Origin of the sequence: Candidatus Sysuiplasma jiujiangense, from assembly GCA_019721075.1 — an archaeon.
Lineage (GTDB): Archaea > Thermoplasmatota > Thermoplasmata > Sysuiplasmatales > Sysuiplasmataceae > Sysuiplasma > Sysuiplasma jiujiangense.
Genome location: JAHEAD010000008.1, coordinates 1 through 17220 on the forward strand (window position 1 = coordinate 1; position 17220 = coordinate 17220).

Annotated in this window: 16 protein-coding genes; 7 read left to right on the top strand and 9 right to left on the bottom strand. The window is 49.6% G+C overall.

The window, feature by feature from the left end:
• Positions 1–130 precede the first annotated feature (130 nt).
• The gene (locus KIS29_05735) at positions 131–379 is read right to left on the bottom strand and encodes a hypothetical protein (protein ID MBX8639822.1); all 249 of its coding nucleotides are present in this window, start codon (positions 377–379) and stop codon (positions 131–133) included.
• 193 nt (positions 380–572) lie between these two features.
• On the opposite strand from KIS29_05735, the gene KIS29_05740 reads away from it, so the two are divergent.
• The 4 genes from KIS29_05740 (at position 573) to KIS29_05755 (ending at position 5499) form a co-directional block, all read left to right on the top strand.
• A complete protein-coding gene (locus KIS29_05740) occupies positions 573–2318 on the top strand; it encodes a succinate dehydrogenase/fumarate reductase flavoprotein subunit (GenBank protein ID MBX8639823.1) in 1746 nt (581 codons plus the stop codon).
• Position 2319: 1 nt separating this feature from the next.
• Positions 2320–2733: a hypothetical protein gene (locus KIS29_05745; GenBank protein ID MBX8639824.1), complete on the top strand. Its 414-nt coding sequence runs from the start codon at positions 2320–2322 to the stop codon at positions 2731–2733.
• A gap of 172 nt (positions 2734–2905) precedes the next feature.
• The gene (gene sdhB / locus KIS29_05750) at positions 2906–3742 is read left to right on the top strand and encodes a succinate dehydrogenase iron-sulfur subunit (GenBank protein MBX8639825.1); all 837 of its coding nucleotides are present in this window, start codon (positions 2906–2908) and stop codon (positions 3740–3742) included.
• Between the two features lie 194 nt (positions 3743–3936).
• Positions 3937–5499 (top strand): cobyric acid synthase, encoded by a 1563-nt coding sequence (locus tag KIS29_05755; GenBank protein MBX8639826.1) that lies wholly within the window; start codon positions 3937–3939, stop codon positions 5497–5499.
• Between the two features lie 224 nt (positions 5500–5723).
• Here KIS29_05755 and argH read toward each other — a convergent pair whose 3' ends face one another.
• The 7 genes from argH to argC all read right to left on the bottom strand — a co-directional run bounded on the left by argH (position 5724) and on the right by argC (position 13404).
• Positions 5724–7148: an argininosuccinate lyase gene (argH, locus tag KIS29_05760; GenBank protein MBX8639827.1), complete on the bottom strand. Its 1425-nt coding sequence runs from the start codon at positions 7146–7148 to the stop codon at positions 5724–5726.
• A complete protein-coding gene (locus tag KIS29_05765) occupies positions 7102–8373 on the bottom strand; it encodes an argininosuccinate synthase (GenBank protein MBX8639828.1) in 1272 nt (423 codons plus the stop codon). Before KIS29_05765 ends, argH begins: the two co-directional genes overlap by 47 nt.
• Positions 8374–8473: 100 nt before the next feature.
• Positions 8474–9124 carry an ACT domain-containing protein gene (locus KIS29_05770; GenBank protein ID MBX8639829.1) on the bottom strand — a complete coding sequence of 217 codons (651 nt, stop codon included), beginning with the start codon at positions 9122–9124 and terminating at the stop codon, positions 8474–8476.
• Between the two features lie 64 nt (positions 9125–9188).
• Entirely contained in the window at positions 9189–10397 is a 1209-nt protein-coding gene (locus KIS29_05775) for an acetylornithine/succinylornithine family transaminase (protein ID MBX8639830.1), read from the bottom strand.
• Positions 10375–11199: an acetylglutamate kinase gene (argB, locus tag KIS29_05780; GenBank protein ID MBX8639831.1), complete on the bottom strand. Its 825-nt coding sequence runs from the start codon at positions 11197–11199 to the stop codon at positions 10375–10377. The genes KIS29_05775 and argB overlap by 23 nt, the downstream gene beginning before the upstream one ends.
• Complete coding sequence (gene argJ / locus KIS29_05785) at positions 11162–12385, bottom strand: bifunctional glutamate N-acetyltransferase/amino-acid acetyltransferase ArgJ (GenBank protein ID MBX8639832.1); 1224 nt, start codon at positions 12383–12385, stop codon at positions 11162–11164. Before argJ ends, argB begins: the two co-directional genes overlap by 38 nt.
• 2 nt (positions 12386–12387) lie before the next feature.
• Positions 12388–13404 (bottom strand): N-acetyl-gamma-glutamyl-phosphate reductase, encoded by a 1017-nt coding sequence (argC, locus tag KIS29_05790; GenBank protein ID MBX8639833.1) that lies wholly within the window; start codon positions 13402–13404, stop codon positions 12388–12390.
• Positions 13405–13563: 159 nt separating this feature from the next.
• Here argC and KIS29_05795 point away from each other — a divergent pair, with 159 nt between their 5' ends.
• The 3 genes from KIS29_05795 to tpiA all read left to right on the top strand — a co-directional run bounded on the left by KIS29_05795 (position 13564) and on the right by tpiA (position 15432).
• Positions 13564–13956, top strand: coding sequence for an EVE domain-containing protein (locus tag KIS29_05795; protein ID MBX8639834.1), 393 nt, complete (start codon positions 13564–13566; stop codon positions 13954–13956).
• A 108-nt stretch (positions 13957–14064) separates the two neighbouring features.
• Positions 14065–14604 (top strand): NAD(P)H-dependent oxidoreductase, encoded by a 540-nt coding sequence (locus KIS29_05800; protein ID MBX8639835.1) that lies wholly within the window; start codon positions 14065–14067, stop codon positions 14602–14604.
• 141 nt (positions 14605–14745) lie between these two features.
• On the top strand, positions 14746–15432 hold the full coding sequence (gene tpiA, locus KIS29_05805) for a triose-phosphate isomerase (GenBank protein ID MBX8639836.1): 687 nt from the start codon (positions 14746–14748) through the stop codon (positions 15430–15432).
• A 30-nt stretch (positions 15433–15462) separates the two neighbouring features.
• Here tpiA and KIS29_05810 read toward each other — a convergent pair whose 3' ends face one another.
• On the bottom strand, positions 15463–17013 hold the full coding sequence (locus KIS29_05810; GenBank protein MBX8639837.1) for an aldehyde dehydrogenase family protein: 1551 nt from the start codon (positions 17011–17013) through the stop codon (positions 15463–15465).
• Positions 17014–17220: the final 207 nt, after the last annotated feature.

Here is a 17220-nt window from a genome sequence, read left to right on the forward strand (position 1 = left end):
TTGTAATCTATGCCTTGTTCCCGCGCCCAATCCGCCAACTTCATTTGACCCTACATAAGCACATATGGTATTGAAGTTTCCTGCTGCTAATTACCCTTTCAGCCGCCCCCGGCACACAGCTGAATCGGGTTCAGTCGTCCTGTCCCGGAACTCTGTGCTCCCTGTAATGCTGAAAAATTTTATCATACTTGCCTTCCGCTTCCCTGGTTCTTTCCTCAACCCATTTCTGGATATCTTCTTTTGATGTCTTCTTCAGGCAGTCGTCGCACCACCATCCGAGAATGTACAGATTGGATGTGTGGAAAAACTTCCCCTTGGGGTGCTCGTCGTATTTAAGCTCGCCGCAGTTTACACATTTCTTCCTTATTTCGGTTCCCAATTGAGACCCTGTGTACATTGTATGAAATTAAGAATATTAATCTTTCTGAAAATGTTCAGCAGACAGGGCTGTCCCGGCCGGAATGAGATAAAGCGCACGCGGCGGCAATTAATAAATTAATATAAAATAATATATTGTTATGTAATAAATAGATTTAAATTGTAGTCAAATATCATAAACCCTGCCGATGGTCATGGAAATTCTTGATTATGATGTCATAATACTGGGTTCCGGCCTTGGAGGACTGACGAGTGCAATTCACGCGAGCCTTAAAAGTGGCAGGAAACTCAGAATAGCCATCATTACCAAATTGCACGCCATGCGCAGCCATTCGGTTTCAGCAGAGGGCGGCATTTCGGGCGTTCTGTATCCTGATCTGAACAGCGATTCCAAGGAGTTGCATGCTTACGACACGGTGAAGGGTTCGGACTATCTCGCAGATCAGGATGCGGTGGAACTGCTGGTTGAAAGCGCACCGGGGGAAATCAGATTCTATGATCACATTGGAGTCGCCTGGAACAGGGATGATGCAGGACACATACAGCAGAGGCCGTTCGGCGGAATGAGTATTCCCAGAACAGCATTTGCAGCAGACAAGACAGGTTTCTTCATGATGAGAGCGCTGTATGATGAGATTACAGGGTTTGAGAATGTGCATGTCTACCATGAACATTTTGCCACAAAGATGTTCATGGATGGAGGCAGATTTGCGGGGCTTTTCGCAATTGACCTTGCAACGACTAATTACAAGCTCTTCACCGCAAAAGCCTGTGTGATTGCAACCGGAGGATTCTCAAGAACATATCAATTTACTACTACGGCGCATTCAAGCACTGGTGACGGCATTGCTATTGCTTACAGGGCGGGACTCCCTCTCAAGGATATTGAATTTGTGCAGTTCCATCCGACAGCGCTGGTACCCAGCGGAATCCTCATTACTGAGGCCGCGAGGGGGGAAGGAGGCTACCTGAGGAATAACAGGAACGAGCGATTCATGGAAAAGTACGCTAAAAGCAAGATGGAACTGGCCCCAAGAGATATTGTCTCGCGCGCGATAGTCACCGAGATAAGAGAAGGAAGAGGCTTTGTCCATGAGGAGACAGGCCTGAAATACGTTCATCTTGATCTCACGCATCTTGACAGCAAACTTCTCGATGAGCGGTTGCCTATGATTCGGGAACTGGGAATAAAGATGCTCAACATTGATCCGCATCGCGAACCTCTTCCCATCAGACCAGCTGCACATTTCACAATGGGAGGGATACACACAAACACGCGCGGGGAAGTCATGGCTGAGATTTCAGGCAAAACGGCTGGCGGGCTATGGGCAGTTGGTGAGTGCGGATGCGTTAGCGTGCACGGATCCAACAGGTTGGGCAGCAATTCTCTGAGCCAGTGCTCGGTCTGGGGAAGATTGGCAGGAAATGCGATTCCTGAATATGTTAACAGTGCGGGCGGCGGCTACGACAGGAAGAAACTCATGGTGGAGGCGGAGGAGGAAGAGAGGAGGATCAACGGACTGATCGAAAGGAAGGGTAATGTGAATCCATACGAGCTCCAGACAAGACTTCAATCAACAATGGACGAACTCGTTTATGTTTACAGAAAAACATCGGATCTTCAGAAGGCGCTTGCAATAGTGAAGGAGTTGAGGAAACAGTATGCGGACATTTATGTTTCAGACAAGGGAAGGACGTTTAATGCAAATCTGAGAGATGCCCTCCAGATTGAGAATCTGATCGATCTCGCGGAAGTAATAATTGAGGGGGCGGTTCGCAGAAAGGAAAGCAGGGGAGCTCACGCAATGGAAGAATACCCGGAGAGGGACGATAAAAACTGGCTCAAACATACTATCGCATTCAGGACCAGGGACGGTGTGAGGATTGCGTATCTACCCGTGACGCTCACAAAATGGAAACCTGAAAAGAGGGTGTACTGATATGGCTGACGAAAAAAGGGTGTATGATCCGCGGGGGAAAATGGTCAGCCTGACAAGGCTCACGGCCTTTGACAGGGAAGCCTTCTACCATCTTCTTTCCTACAGGGCATTCATTATCTTTTCGATCATTACATTTATCTTTTTCATTCTGAGCCTTGCGATAGACTCTCTGACATCCGTGTGGAAGGCGCTGCTCGTCATTGTATGGCTTCTGATGACCTCGCAGGTATACGAGTCGGTGAAGGCCTTTGCGCTTGTCGGGAGCGGCGGCAGGGCCTTCGGCCACCTCAATGAGTCGTTCGTCAGCTCGATGATGAAGAAGGAGGAGGGGAGAAAATGGCTTGCAAAACTGCCTTACGCAGTGGTTGTGCTTTGGCTGCTGGGTTTTGTAATATTTGCTGCGGAGATGCTCTGATGGAGGCGGCAAAATGAGAAGATCCTGGGTTTCCATGGTGACCGTTTACGCCCCGATGCTTGGTGTGCCTCTCCTTCTCTACATCTACATGATCCTTAATTTATTTCATACAGGAATAGCGGCCAGGATAGTTCTCTCCCTGATTATGCTGGGTCTGATAATATTCGGAGTAATGAGTTTCAGGGACGTTTTCATAGAGAGGGAGAGACCTCCGAATTTCATAGATCTGAAAGATGGCACATCCGTCCGGAGCGCTTTCCGGGATAGTGCTGCGCCTGAAGGAACCAGACTCGTCGAATTTGATGTCAGGCGTTTTAATCCGGAGACCAGGGCACTTGACAGAGTAACATTCAGTACCAGGGTGCACCGTTTTTCGACCGTTCTTGACGCACTTCTAGACATAAAGGAGAAACAGGACAACACGCTTTCCATGAGATATAGCTGCAGAATGGGGATCTGCGGCTCGTGTGCAATGGTGGTTAACGGAAAACCGGTGCTTGCATGCGAAACCAATGTAATGCAGATTGCCGGTGAGGGAAAGCTTGAAGTCTCACCGATGCTCGGCCATCCTCTCCTGAAGGATCTTGTTACTGATTTTGACGATTTTTTTGCCAGGCACATAAGCATAAAACCCAGCATCGTCAGGAAGGACGAGCATGAAAAGTACACCGCGGAAAAGGAATACCCGCAGTCCAAGGATGAACTCAGCAGATATCTCCCATTCTCATACTGCATAATGTGCGGCCTTTGCGTGGATGCGTGCCCGGTGGTCAACACCAATCCCGGATTCATAGGGCCGCAGGCACTCGCGCAGGTGCAGAGATATTTTGCAGATTCCAGGGATGAACTTGGCAGCAAGAGGCTGGAAATGGTAGATAAACTCAAGGATGTCTGGGACTGCGAATTTGCAGGCGCCTGTTCTGTGGCATGCCCCAAGGGCGTTGATCCGGCATTTGCGATACAGCTGCTGAAGGCGGAGATCGTGAAGAATGATCTCTCAGGCAGATGATTACAGATCCATGATGAAAATTGCGTTCCCGGTGCTGTAGAACCTGCCTGCGGCGATCTGAACATCCACCGTTTGCGATGGCTGTGGCAATGTCCTGGAAAGCGTATACGGAGATAGCGCAGATACAAAATATGCTGGTGCAGAATTACTGCCTTCCTCCGCTGTAAAGGCGAGCCGGGACTAAAAATGAATAAGTGGAACTGCATTCACCGTCCGATCTGTCCGGCACATCATCAAGACAGTCGTCATGGAGAGGGACAATCCATATGAAAGCGCTAATGGTTCAGGGAACATCTTCGGGCGCTGGAAAAACGACAGTTTGTACAGCCCTCTGCAGGATTTTTGCAGACATGGGATACAGCGTTGCTCCATTCAAAGCGCTTAACATAAGTCTGAATTCATGCGTTGCATCGGATGGTGGCGAGATTGCCTCGGCACAGAGAGTTCAGGCAATTGCTGCGAAAACCGAACCGGTTTCGGAAATGAATCCGGTCCTGCTCAAGCCCGATTACGGAGGATGCCAGGTAATTATCTCAGGGAGGTATGCCGGCAGAATAGAAAGGGCCGGGAGTTTCTGCTGGAAACAGGAGAAGGCAAAGGAAGCCATCAGGAATTCCATAGACAGGCTTTCGACGTACGACATTGTTGTGATGGAAGGCTCCGGTTCTCCTGCTGAAATTAATCTTGCTGACAGAGACCTGGCCAATGCTTATGCTGCAGGAATCGCGGATGCCTCTGTCATGCTTGTTTCGGATATCGACAGGGGCGGAGCATTTGCCTCAGTTCTCGGCACGTGGGAACTGCTCGATGAGGACAGCCGCAGGAGGACATTCGGCTTCCTTTTCAACCGGATGAGAGGAAACGGCCGGATACTCAGAAAGGGCACAGTAAAGATAGAAAGCAGAACTGGAATGAATTACCTCGGTTCAGTCCCGTTCATGGAAGAGCTGTCACTGCCTGAGGAGGATTCTCTTTCACTGAAGGATAAGGGCACAGGAAGAGGAGATATCAGGATCAGTGCAATAAGGACGCCGTTTCTGAGCAATTACAGCGACTTTGCGCCTCTGATGTTCGAAAAAGGCATATCATTCAGGTTCGCAAACGACGTGGAGGACTGCAGAAGTTCAGATTTGATCATAGTGGGTGGGAGTAAAAACAGCTCTGAGGATCTTCAGTTCATCAAAAGGGAAGGGTTTGATTCCATGCTTTGGGACTGGCATGAAGATGCACGCCCTCTGTTTGCAATATGCGGCGGATACCAGATGCTGTCCGGAGAGATAATTGACACCGGGCATATCGAATCGAAGCGCGACAGAACCTGTGGTGTAGGAATTTTCAACGCAAAAACCAAAATGTCGTCCGTAAAAATCACTTCAAATGTCGAGGGGGAGATCCTCAACCCAACCGGCATGCGGGCAGAAACGGTGAAGGGATACGAACTGCACTTCGGTGTAACTGAAACCCGGAACAGTAACAGATTCATCCGAATAAGGGAAAGAGACGGCAGGATTGACGGAGGCTTCGACGGCGAGATTGACGGATCGGCAACGGGAACATATGTGCACGGACTCTTTTCCAACACTGGTTTTTTTCAGCGGGTGCTCGACTCAATATGCGAATCAAGGGGTATTGAAAAGATAGCTGTCAGTGGCGAAATTGAAGAAAAGGCGATAAAACGCATATCGCTTGCGGTGAAGAGATCTGTCAGCCTCGACGTTATCTTGAATGCGCTGGAGCTCAGGAGCAGGAAGCGCTGACTAGAATTTCATTTTGTGAGCCGAAAGTGCATGCTCCCTGGCCTCATCGAATGACTTGAACTGTGTATTGTCCGCGGGGCAGGAAAGATGTTTGACCGCACCATGAAGAATCCATCCCTCGTGCCTTGCAAAAGGCTGACCGCAGATCCTGCATTCAAGTAGAACCAAGGTAACCCCATTGAGCATCTATTTTCAGTTTAATCCTGTTTGTGTAACAAAATATGTCATGCAATTGAGCCGAGAAGCCTCTCCTCGGTTTGACGTTTTCTGGCAAGCTCACGATTGAGCCATTTTTTCCCCGAGGCAACCGCCGCATTGGCGGCGGTTATCTGCTCCCTTATACTTTTCAGGCTGCTGGCACCCCGCGAACTGCGCAGTTCAACCGATTCTGCCGCATCTTCAGGAATGCCGGCGGAAATTCCGTTTCGCCTCAGCGAGGTGCGGAAATCGCTTCCGCTCTCAACAGCCTCGAGGATAGCACGTCCCACTGCCTCGTGCGCTTCCCGGAAGGGCATGCCTGCACGCACCAGGCTGTCGACAACCTCAACAGAAAAGGAGAACTCGTCAGCTGCTGCACCTGCCATCCTCGCCCTCCTGGACCTGACAGCAAGCAGCAGCGGAGCAGTTACAGACAACATTGATGACACAGACTCGAACGATTCAAAAAGGGGTATCTTCACATGCTGCAGATCGCTCGCATAGCCCAGGGGGAGGGAATTGAGAATGAGCATTACATCGATGAGATTCGCAATCACATGCGATGAGCGCCCCCTTATGTGCTCAGCAATATCAGGATTTTTCTTGTGCGGCATTATGCTGCTGCCTGTCGAAAACTCGTCAGACAGTTCGATGAATGAAAACTCCGAGGTGCTCCAGAGAATTATCTCCTCCGCGATCGAGCTAAGGTGCTCAGCCACAACAGCATTGGAATAGCAGGCGTCGAGAACGAAATCTCTGTCCGAAGTCGCGTCAATCGAGTTCCTGAACGGTTCGCCGAAACCCAGAAGGGAAGAAGTATATCCGGAATCAATACCGTGTGTCGTCCCGGAAATCGCCCCCGCACCCAGAGGCGACACGCTGTTTCTCTGAAGATCCGCAACAATTCTGTTGAAGTCTCTCCTGAGCTTTTCGAAATGGGCAAGCAGTAGATGGGAGAAATAAACAGGCTGCGCATGCTGCAGATGCGTGTATCCTGGTAGAACTGTTGACACTTCCCTCCCTGCAATGGACAGCAGTGCTTTCTGAAGATCCAGGAGAAGAGCGCAAGTGTTCAATGATGCCTCCCGGACGAATAATCTCAGATCCGTTGCAATCTGGTCGTTTCTGCTCCTCCCGGTATGCAACTTGAGGCCGGAACGGCAGAGGCCGGTCAATCTTCTCTCGACGGCCATATGGACATCTTCCTCACCTGAAAGGAAGTCTGACCGGTCTTTCAGATATTCCTGATAAATGGTTCGGAGACCGGAAACAATTTCATCTTTTTCCGTTCCGGAGAGTATGCCCGCCTTTTCAAGCGCCATCGCGTGCGCTATGCTCCCGAGAATATCATGCCTTACTATTTTTATATCTTCGGGAGAGCGGCTGAAGCTTTTTGCCCGGGGATCAGGCTGTTTTCTGAATCTTCCGCTCCAGAGTTCTTTCCTTGACATGAATGGATTCAAGCTCCCTTGCCGCTACACCTCTCATATGCAGGCCAGATATGTAGATGAACCCTTCAGCAGCCTTCTGATTGAACGTATCCTTCCTGCCGTATGTTGACAGATCGTGGGAATATATTGAATTGGGAGAGATTGTGCCGCATACTGTTGACTGTCCTTTGTAGAGTCTGACCTTCACCTTTCCCGTGACATTCTGCTGTGTTTTGTCTATGAAATGACAAACCGATATCCTGAGGTCGCTGAACCACATGCCGTTGTATACAAGTTCTGAAAACTTATTTTCCACAATGGGCTTGAAGAGAAGTGTATCCTTCGAAAGGACAAGGCTCTCCAGCGCCCTGTGTGCCTGAATTAAAACAGAGGCGGCAGGACATTCATAGTTTTCCCTTGACTTTATTCCCACATACCTGTCCTCGACATGGTCTATACGGCCTATGCCGTTTGCCCCCGCTACAGCATTGAGTTTCGCTGTAAGTTCGGCGATGCTCATCTCTTCCCCGTTGAGGGCGATCGGGAGACCGGAAGCAAATTCGATTTCCATAGTTGTCGGCTCGTCCGGCCAGTCCTCCGGGTGTGATGTCCAGTCGAATATCTCCTCCGGCGGGGATACCCATGGGTCCTCAAGTTCGCCCCCCTCGATGCTTCTTCCCCAGAGATTTTCATCGGTGCTGAACCTCGAAGCCTGCGATCTTTTCAGCCTGATGCCATTTTTTCTGGCAAATTCGATTTCATCCTCCCTGTTCATCTCCCATTCCCTTATTGGTGCAATGACCTTCAAGGACGGGTCAAGGGCGAAAAATGTCAGCTCGAACCGTACCTGGTCATTGCCTTTGCCCGTACAGCCATGGGCAACATAGGAGGCACCGTACTTCTTTGCAACTGCGGCAACCTTTGATGCAATAAGCGGCCTGGCCAGAGCGGTCGAAAGTGGGTATTTCCCCTCATAGAGTGCATTCGCCTTAATTGCGTGGGAGATGTATTCCTGAGCGAATTCGTCCTTCGCATCCACAATCATGGAACGAAGAGCGCCATTTTGTTCCGCCCTCGATGCAGCCTCGTCGAGATCTTCCCTCTGTCCTACGTCGACAGAAACAGTCACAACCTCCACGGCGTACCTGTCTCTTATCCACTTTATCGCCACACTTGTGTCAAGTCCCCCGGAATAGGCAAGAACGGCGATTTTCTGTCCATTTCGCTCTGAAGTCACGTATGCCATGGGAGTGCCCATTGATACCGTGAAGTTAACAGTAATGTAGAGGCTCGGACTGTAAGGCGGCACATAAGTCTGAAAATCGACAAGACCTGCCCTCCGGCATTCAGCTTACCAGGCGGCTCAGCACATTATATGCCCTGACCATATCCTCTTCGGGAACAACAAACGTGGTTTCGGTGCTGCAGCTGACGACCTCAAGACAGTTTATTCCGACTTCTGCGAGCGCGGAGGAAAACCTGACCAGAACACCGGGTGTTTCAACAATCGACTCAGGGCTCTGTATGGTAATTTCACTGAGCCTGTTTCTGGTACTGACAACGAGGTCGGAATCGAGTATGGCAAGTGTTTCGTCCATCATTTCTTCGCCGAGTATAATCGTAAGCACCCTGCTTCCCTGCTGAACAGTCAGTATGCTGTTGCTTCTCAGAAGGGTGTTTCCCTGAATTCTCTGAAGAGCCTGAAGTGTCCTGGGTTCGTTTCTTGCGCTGATTATGGATACTTTCGATTTGGTCATTACCCTGCTGTTCCTCACAGTTGCTATTATCGCATTTTCCTTCGCTTTCTTTCCCTGGAGTTCCATCTGATATCTCCGGCAGGCAACCATCACAGCTTCTTCATTTTTCGCACCTGTTTCGTTCATTATTTTCCTGGCAAGTGCGGAGAAATTCACAATATCATATGACAGGCAGTCTATGACGCTCGGATGCTCGCTGATATATTCCCTTGTTATTTCTGCGGATGACTTCTCTTGCAATTGAATCTCTATTTCGCATATTCTAATTGAAATAAAAATTAATCGGTTCACTTTTGCACGCAAATCACCTGGCAGTGGAACAAAACGACTTTACCGCCGCTGCCAGCGTGTCTATTTCCTCCTCCGTTATAATCAGAGGGGGAAGAAGCCTGACAACTGTGTCATGCGCCACATTAACAAGCATGTTCCTTTCGAATGCATAGTCTGCGAACTTCCTTGCGAAATCACCGCTGAATTCCATTCCGACCATCAGTCCCTTTCCCCTTATTTCCACCAGTTTGTCAAAATTCCTCAATGACGCATCGAGCTTTTCCCTGAGATACGCACCCCTGGACACTACTCCTTCCAGGAATCCGGGGGAATCTATTATTTCGAGTGTCGCAATGCCTGCAGCCGTTGCAAGGGGATTGCCACCGAATGTCGAACCATGGTCGCCCTCACTTATACGGGCGGCCACTTCGTCGCTTACAATGGTTGCTCCGATGGGGACGCCGCCTGCAAGACCCTTCGCAAGCGTAACGATATCCGGCCTGCATGCCTGCTCCCAGGTATGCGCAAACATCCTGCCTGTCCTTCCAATGCCCGTCTGTATCTCATCCATAATGAGGAGTGAGCCGTTATCATGAACAAGCTGTGAAACACGAGTCAGGAAACCGGCAGGCGGAACAACGACGCCACCTTCTCCCTGAATCGGTTCGAGTATAACCGCAGCAACATCATCGTCAAGGTGTTCCTTGAGCGATTCGGCAGAACCGTAATCGAAAAATTCAACGTTTCCATAAATCAGCGGTTCAAAACCTTTCCAGTATTTCGGCTGGCCTGTCACAGAAAGGGCCATGGCTGTCCGGCCATGGAACGAGTTGGAAGCTGAGACGAATTTTTTCCTGCCCGTCGCCTTGACAGCGAACTTGAGTGCTGCCTCATTGGCTTCCGCACCGCTGTTGCTGAAAAATACTTTCATTTTCCGGCTGCTGAAGAAACCTGCGATCATGGACGAAAGCAGTGACTGATTGCCTATCTCGTAGAGGTTGGACGTGTGAATTATGCTGCTTGCCTGATTGCATATCGCAGAAACGAGCTTGTGATTGGAGTGACCAAGCACATTTACAGCTATTCCGCCGACAAAGTCAATGTATTCCCTGCCGGTGGAGTCCCAGACCCTGCTTCCCTTGCCATTCGTGAATGATATGCCCTTCCTTCTGTATACACGCAGAAGGCTGTCCTGGTTTTGCACTGCCCTGTCCGATGATTCAACTTTGTATTTCTGTGCCAATTATCACACCCTCCCTGTAAAAATTGATGAGATTAGCAGGATTTCTGCCGTCCACTATCGCAACCTTCCGGACACCTGAGTTCAGCGCATTTCTTGCCGCCTTGAGTTTCGGAATCATCCCGCCCTGAAGCTTTCCGGAACTCTCCAACAGATTTATGCTTCCGGCATTAATGACGTTCTGCACTACAGAATCCACGATAACGCCGCCCACGTCTGTTGCGAGTACCAGTGATCCGGCGCCGACGGCCGACGCCACTTCGGAAGCGAGTTCGTCTGCGTTTATGTTGTATAAATTGGATGAACTGTCCGCGGCCACGGGATAGATAACGGGAACAGCCCCTCCACGCACGAGGGAGAGCAGAAGAGTAGTATCAACGTTTTCCACTTCGCCGACAAATCCCAAATCAACACCTTCAGGGTCAGGTTTCTTTCTGCATTTCACAATGGACGATGCAAATGCTGGCAGCGGTACTGCATTGATGCCATGGGCAAGGAGCGTAATCGCAATTTCGTTCGACTTTTTTGACAGAGCCATCTGAACAATGTCGAGAACCTCCCCGGTTGTGATCCTCAGCCCTCTGTACTTCCTGGTATCGACAGAAAGGCGGGAACACAGCCGATCAATTTCAGTGCCGCCTCCGTTGACCAGAATGACATCGTGCCCTCCCTTTTTTGCCGTCTCGACGACTTCTGCCAGTGCTGCGGCGCCGTCTCCGCCCTGCAGTATGCTTCCTCCTGCCTTGATTACAGTGAGGAGACTGGTTTCATGTTGAGTATGCAGAGTTGATCCTGACATAGTCATAGCTGAGGTCACATCCCATTGCAATCGCACTTTCCTTCCCGGCTCCCAGATCTATCAAGATATTTACTTCCCTTTCTTTCATCGCCTCTGCCGCCCTTTCTGAATTTGCCCCTACAATTCCACCCGAAATTATCCTGCATCGTCGTTTGCTGCCAATCCACACGTTAAGACGTGAGAAATCCGCAGTGCATCCTGAGTTCCCTATTGCGGAGGCTATTCTTCCCACATTCGGATCGCTGCCGAAGACCGCACATTTAAACAGGCTGGACGACACAACAGCTTTCGCGGCAAGTCTTGCATCGGGATGGCTTGCAGCGTTGATTACCTCGACCACGAGCAGATGGGTTGCTCCCTCGCCATCCTGCGCTACCATTTTTGCCAGTTCAAACATGACTTTCTGCAGTGCCTCCTCAAAAAATCTGTCCCGGCGGACAGGTGGGCCTCCGGCGGCCCCGTTCGCCATCAGCAGCACCGTGTCATTTGTGCTCTGGTCACCGTCTATAGATACCATATTGAAGGTCTCGTCGACCGTCCTTTCCAGACAGTGCCGGAGATAGGCTTCCGTCACGGGTGCATCCGTCGTGATGAATGTCAGGGTTGTTGCATGAAGCGCCTTCATATTCGGTGCAATCATGCCGGAGCCCTTTGTCATTCCGCCTATCCTGATTCGTCGCCCATCCGTGAGTGTCTGTTCCACCGCAAACTCCTTCTTTGACTTGTCCGTTGTCAGAATTGCTTCGGCTGCTCTGCTTCCGGCACTTAGTGATTTGGAGATTGCGCCGGATGCAGACCTGATGCCCCTGTATATTTTCATCATCGGGAGTTTTCTGCCTATTATACCCGTGGAACATACAACAATACTGCTCTCATCCAGACCCAGCAGTTTGGACGTGTAAGCGCACATGCTCCTGGCATCCCTGATACCAGCTTCACCCGTAAGCGCATTCGCATTTCCGCTGTTAACCACAACCCCCCTCAATTTTCCCCGCGAAAGTTTCAGTTTCTCGGAAGTCACTATCACGGGAGCGGCCTTCAGCGAGTTTGAAGTAAATACTCCGGCCGCATTGCAGACAGTGTCGGATACGATGATGGCTACATCTGCCTTTCCCGATTTTCTCAGACCTGCCCTACCTGAAGCGGCGGAAAAACCAGATGGTGCTGTAACACCGCCCTGAATTACTCTCAAATTTACCTACCCACCCCGGAGGGGCCGAATTTGAGTCCTGCGTCTTCAGGAAAAGACATCATTATGTTTGCATTCTGAACTGCCTGACCGCTCGCACCCTTTACCAGATTGTCGATAAACACCATCAATATCGTATTCATGCCTGCCTCGATTATCTCAATCATACAGTGATTCGACGAATTTACCATGTTCAGGCTGCAGTTGCTGCCAATATGCACAAATTTTGAATCTCTGTAGTATGAAGAGAGCTTTTCTGTGACTGAAGATGCACTCGTATCGAAGAGATATATCGTTTCTTCAATTCCCCGAACAATCGGAATCAGGTGAGGAACAAAAACCGGTGAGAGGCACTTTCCGTAAACGGACAGCATTTCGTTAATTTCTGCGATGTGCCTGTGATTGTTCACATTGTACGGTCTTATGTTCTCTGCGATATCCGGATGATGTGTCGGGAATGTAGGTTCCTTTCCGGCCCCTGAAGTTCCGCTCTTTGCATCTATGACCACATCACCGCCTATCATGTCGGCCACAGGCAACAGTGCAATCAGGGCTGCAGTGGAATAACATCCGGGGTTGGCAACCAGGGATGCCTCGCTTATCCTTCTGCTCATTGCTTCTGTCAGTCCATAAACACTATTCTCAAGATTCTTCTGATCCATGTGCTTCATTCCGTAATACCGTTCAAAGGACGATGTATCGTGAAGGCGGTAGTCTGGGCCAAGATCCACAATCCTAAGTCCTGAATCAATGAGTTGCGGGACTATCTTCATGCTTTCACCTGCGGGAAGACTTATAAATACGATATCACAGTCCGATACGGATCTGAAATCACTTTTTCCGGAAACCACAACACCATCATGCTTCATCCATGGGTAGACCGCTGAGAGTTTCCTCCCCGCCATACTGTCGGACTGGGCATAAGCGATTTCAAAACCTGGATGACCGTCCATTATACGGAGGAGCTCATAGCCTGCGTACCCGCCTGCGCCGATTATTCCCGCCTTCTTCTCATCAGACATTATACAGAGGCGCTCATTGAAATGCGGGACTTATTCACTGTGTCCCATTCTGTACAGTTGAACAATTGCGTTGTCTCCAGCGTGACAAAGGACAGTCACAAATTTATCGCCTGTCCCATTCCGGATTGTTTAAGAGGGAGGTTACGGTTGCAGGAACCGATGTCAAAATGGCTTTTCAAGGAGGAACCTGAACACTACAGTTTCGAAATGCTGCAAAGTGATCGGTCGACGTTGTGGGATGGTGTGAGAAATAATCTTGCATTGAAAAATCTGAAGATGGTGAAGAGGGGAGAAAAAATAATTTATTACCACACTGGTCAGATCAGGGCAGCTGTGGGTATTGCAGCAGCGGACACAGATTCTTTTAATGATTCCGATGGCTTTCCTGTGGTGAAGATAAGGGCAGAACAGAGATTCAGAAGACCCGTAACACTCTCGGATATCCGGGCGACCGGAAAATTCGACAATACCCCGCTCGTCAGGCTGCCCAGGCTCTCGGTAATGGAAGTTGAGGATAGCCTTTGGGAATATATAATGGGCGCCGGTTTGTGACATGATTGCAGCGGTTGCATCTTTTTTAACGATACCAGGTGTCTTACCTGCTCTGTTTTCCAAAGACAGGATTCTGCCTTAAATATTAAGGCGGTTTCCGTCCATGTCATGAGAAATATACGTATTGCAGGCTTTGGCGGAAGCCTGAGGAAAGGATCTTACAACAGAATGCTCCTGCAAAGCGCGAGCGCACTGATGCCAGGAAACTCAGAACTCAGGATACTCGATATTTCTCAAATTCCACTGTTCAACCAGGATCTTGAGTCAAACCCTCCCTCCTCTGTCAGTGAATTCAAGAAGGGCATTAAGGAGGCTGACGGTGTTCTGGTTGTCACGCCTGAATACAATTACTCAATACCGGGCTTTCTCAAGAATGCGATAGACTGGGGCTCCAGACCTTACGGAGACAACGCCTTTGACGGAAAGCATGTGGCGATGATGAGCGCCGGAGGCAGGCTGGGAGGTGCACGGGCCCAGTATCATCTCAGACAGGTATTTATTTTCCTCAACATGAAACCTGTGAACCTGCCGGAAGTTTTTGTAATGAATCCTGCTGCCGTCTTCGGTGACGACGGAAGCATCAAAGATGATCGGGTTAAGGAGAATATCAGGGAATTGCTGGCCAAACTTGTTGAATCCTGCAGTTAACATCGGGAGCGAACAGCCGGACAGTGCGCCTTCATTCCAGGTCCTTCACATTATCAGTTCGCACGGTTAACAGCCATTTCTATCATCATGTTTAAGTCCAGACGCCGGAATAGCGTAACTGCCCAAGGAAAGGGAAGCACGATGAGGGAAAAGAGATATCTCATAATCAACCTGAAAAGTTACCGTGAATCATTTGGAAATAATGCAATAGAGATTGGAAAGCATTCATTTGAAGCCTCAAAGAAATTTGGTGTGGAAGTAGTTGTCTGTCCTCCCATTCCCTGGCTGAACGCAGTTGCGGAAACCGGAGCAACAGTTTTCGCACAGCACTGCGACAGCCACGAACCTGGCCCTTTTACAGGCTTCACTTCGCCGGAAATGATCAGTGCTTCCGGAGGGCGGGGAGTACTGGTCAATCACAGCGAGCACAGAATAAAACTTGCGGACATAGAAAGCATAGTGGAGAAGAGCAGGGCACTACAGCTCATCGCGTTGGTATGCGCAGACACACCTGGCAGCGTTGCAGCGGTTAGCGCCCTTCATCCAGACTTGGTGGCGATTGAGCCTCCTGAACTCATCGGCACAGGAATATCCGTTTCGAAGGCGAGACCCGAAGTAATTACAAAATCCATCCAGTCCGTAAGGCAGATAAGCGGTGAAACACCTGTGATTGCAGGAGCGGGAATAACTTCTGCGGCGGACGTCAGGAAAGCTTATGAGCTTGGAGCATCCGGAGCACTTGTAGCCTCAGCCATAGTCAAATCAAATGACAGGAGGGAGCTGATATTCAGCATGTGCCAGGAGCTTTCTTCAGCGGAAATAAAATGAGAGCACCCTCGTACACAACGGCATACATTCCTAAACGGTTTGTCTGGAGACCGAGAGGATCCCTTCAGCCTCCCTTTCGGCTTCCCAGATTTTTCCGCCCGACGTGTCGAAAACAATTGTCTTCATATTTGTAAATTCATCGATGCTGTATCCTATACCCTCCCTGCCGAGGCCGCTTTCCTTCACCCCGCCGAAGGGGAAGAAACCGACACCATGGGAAGGATAGTTGTTCACTGTGACTTCTCCAACTTCAAGTCTCTTTGCGACTTTCCATGCTGAATTCAGGTCTTTCGTGAATACGGCGGAATCGAGTCCATACTCGGATCTGTTGGAAATTTCAATTGCTTCATCAACAGTCGCGAATCTGTGCACGGGAATGACCGGGCCGAACGTTTCCTCCCACATTATTCGCGCCTCCAGAGGGACGTCTGTGAGCAGCGTTGGTTCCATGAAGTTCCCATGGCTCTTTCCGCCGTGTACAAGTCTTGCTCCTTTCCCGACGGCGTCGTCTACCAGTTCATGCACGTGTTTCACAGCCTGCAGATTTATCATTGGACCGATCAGCGACTTTTCATCGCTTGGATCCCCTACAGTCCAGGACTTGATGCCTTCTCCCAGCAACCTGCAGAACTGTTCATAGATATTGCTCTGGACAAGGACTCGGCTGATGGCATCGCATCTCTGACCCGCATTTTTCAGAGACCCTGCCAGGGTCTTGGAGGCAGCATCGTTGATATCAGCATCGTTGAGAACAATAGCAACGCCTTTTCCTCCGAGTTCAAGATGTATTTTCTTTATACCGGAAATTTTTGTGAGTTCTTTTCCGACACCTGTGCTGCCGGTGAAAGTGACGACATCAACAATCGGACTCTCTGCCAGGTAGCTGCCAAGCGAGCCCTTTCCCGTAACCAGGTTTATGGAGGAAGGGGGAAGGCCCGATTCCTGCATAATCCGGGTCATCAGGATTGGAGGGATTGGATCAACGCTTGGCGGCTTTATAATTACAGAATTTCCCGCAAGAAGAGCCGGTATGGCTTTCGTGAATGTTATAAACAGCGGATAATTGAAGGGTGAAATTGCGAGAACGAGGCCGACGGGTTCCCTGATTATCAGAGCATATTTGCCGACATTCTCCTCTGCCCAGTCTCCCGGTATATAATCGCCAAAAATCTTCCTTGTTTCCTCAAACGTAAGCGAAAGCCTGTGCATCGTGGAATGTATTTCGCCGGCAGCATCCGACATAGTTTTTCCATTGTTGACGACAATAGAATTTCGGAGCGTCTCAAAATTCTCTTCAATGAGTTTGGACGCCTTGGACATCGCATTCATCCGCTGGATGGCCGGCATTCTCCTTATAAGCGGCTTCGCAGCGAAGGCATCCTTCAGCACTATGTCCGCATCAGAAGCGGAAGCCACAGATGTCCTCGCAATAATTGAGTCGTCTATAGGGCTCCTTACTTCATTGAAATCCCCCGATTCGGGGAAATACCATCTGCCCCCCGAGTATATCTTGAAATTCGGTATTCCGTCATCTGCAATTTCATACGTTTCTCTAAAAAAGTCGTTCAGTCTTAATTTCATTTATTGTTTCACTTCTCGTTTTAATTATCTAATCAAGTTTACGTACAACCTTCTCTCTCTTATATTTTGACATGCCCTGCAGGAATTGAAAACAAGAACAAAAGGCAAATCGTGGTCTTTAACCGCTCAAACCGGAACTAGCTTGTGCTGAAAGGAGCGGGAGACGGGGATTGCTTTCAGACGGCGAAATCGAAGACGGATGCGCTG

Bases quoted from the DNA above. Each gene is read 5' to 3' on its own strand.
- KIS29_05740 (MBX8639823.1), top strand. From the start codon at position 573: ATGGAAATTCTTGATTATGATGTCATAATACTGGGTTCCGGCCTTGGA.
- KIS29_05745 (MBX8639824.1), top strand. From the start codon at position 2,320: ATGGCTGACGAAAAAAGGGTGTATGATCCGCGGGGGAAAATGGTCAGC.
- sdhB (MBX8639825.1), top strand. From the start codon at position 2,906: ATGAGTTTCAGGGACGTTTTCATAGAGAGGGAGAGACCTCCGAATTTC.
- argH (MBX8639827.1), bottom strand. From the start codon at position 7,148: ATGTCAAGGAAAGAACTCTGGAGCGGAAGATTCAGAAAACAGCCTGAT.
- KIS29_05765 (MBX8639828.1), bottom strand. From the start codon at position 8,373: ATGGCATACGTGACTTCAGAGCGAAATGGACAGAAAATCGCCGTTCTT.
- argB (MBX8639831.1), bottom strand. From the start codon at position 11,199: ATGACTATGTCAGGATCAACTCTGCATACTCAACATGAAACCAGTCTC.
- argC (MBX8639833.1), bottom strand. From the start codon at position 13,404: ATGTCTGATGAGAAGAAGGCGGGAATAATCGGCGCAGGCGGGTACGCA.
- KIS29_05795 (MBX8639834.1), top strand. From the start codon at position 13,564: ATGTCAAAATGGCTTTTCAAGGAGGAACCTGAACACTACAGTTTCGAA.
- KIS29_05800 (MBX8639835.1), top strand. From the start codon at position 14,065: ATGAGAAATATACGTATTGCAGGCTTTGGCGGAAGCCTGAGGAAAGGA.
- tpiA (MBX8639836.1), top strand. From the start codon at position 14,746: ATGAGGGAAAAGAGATATCTCATAATCAACCTGAAAAGTTACCGTGAA.
- KIS29_05810 (MBX8639837.1), bottom strand. From the start codon at position 17,013: ATGAAATTAAGACTGAACGACTTTTTTAGAGAAACGTATGAAATTGCA.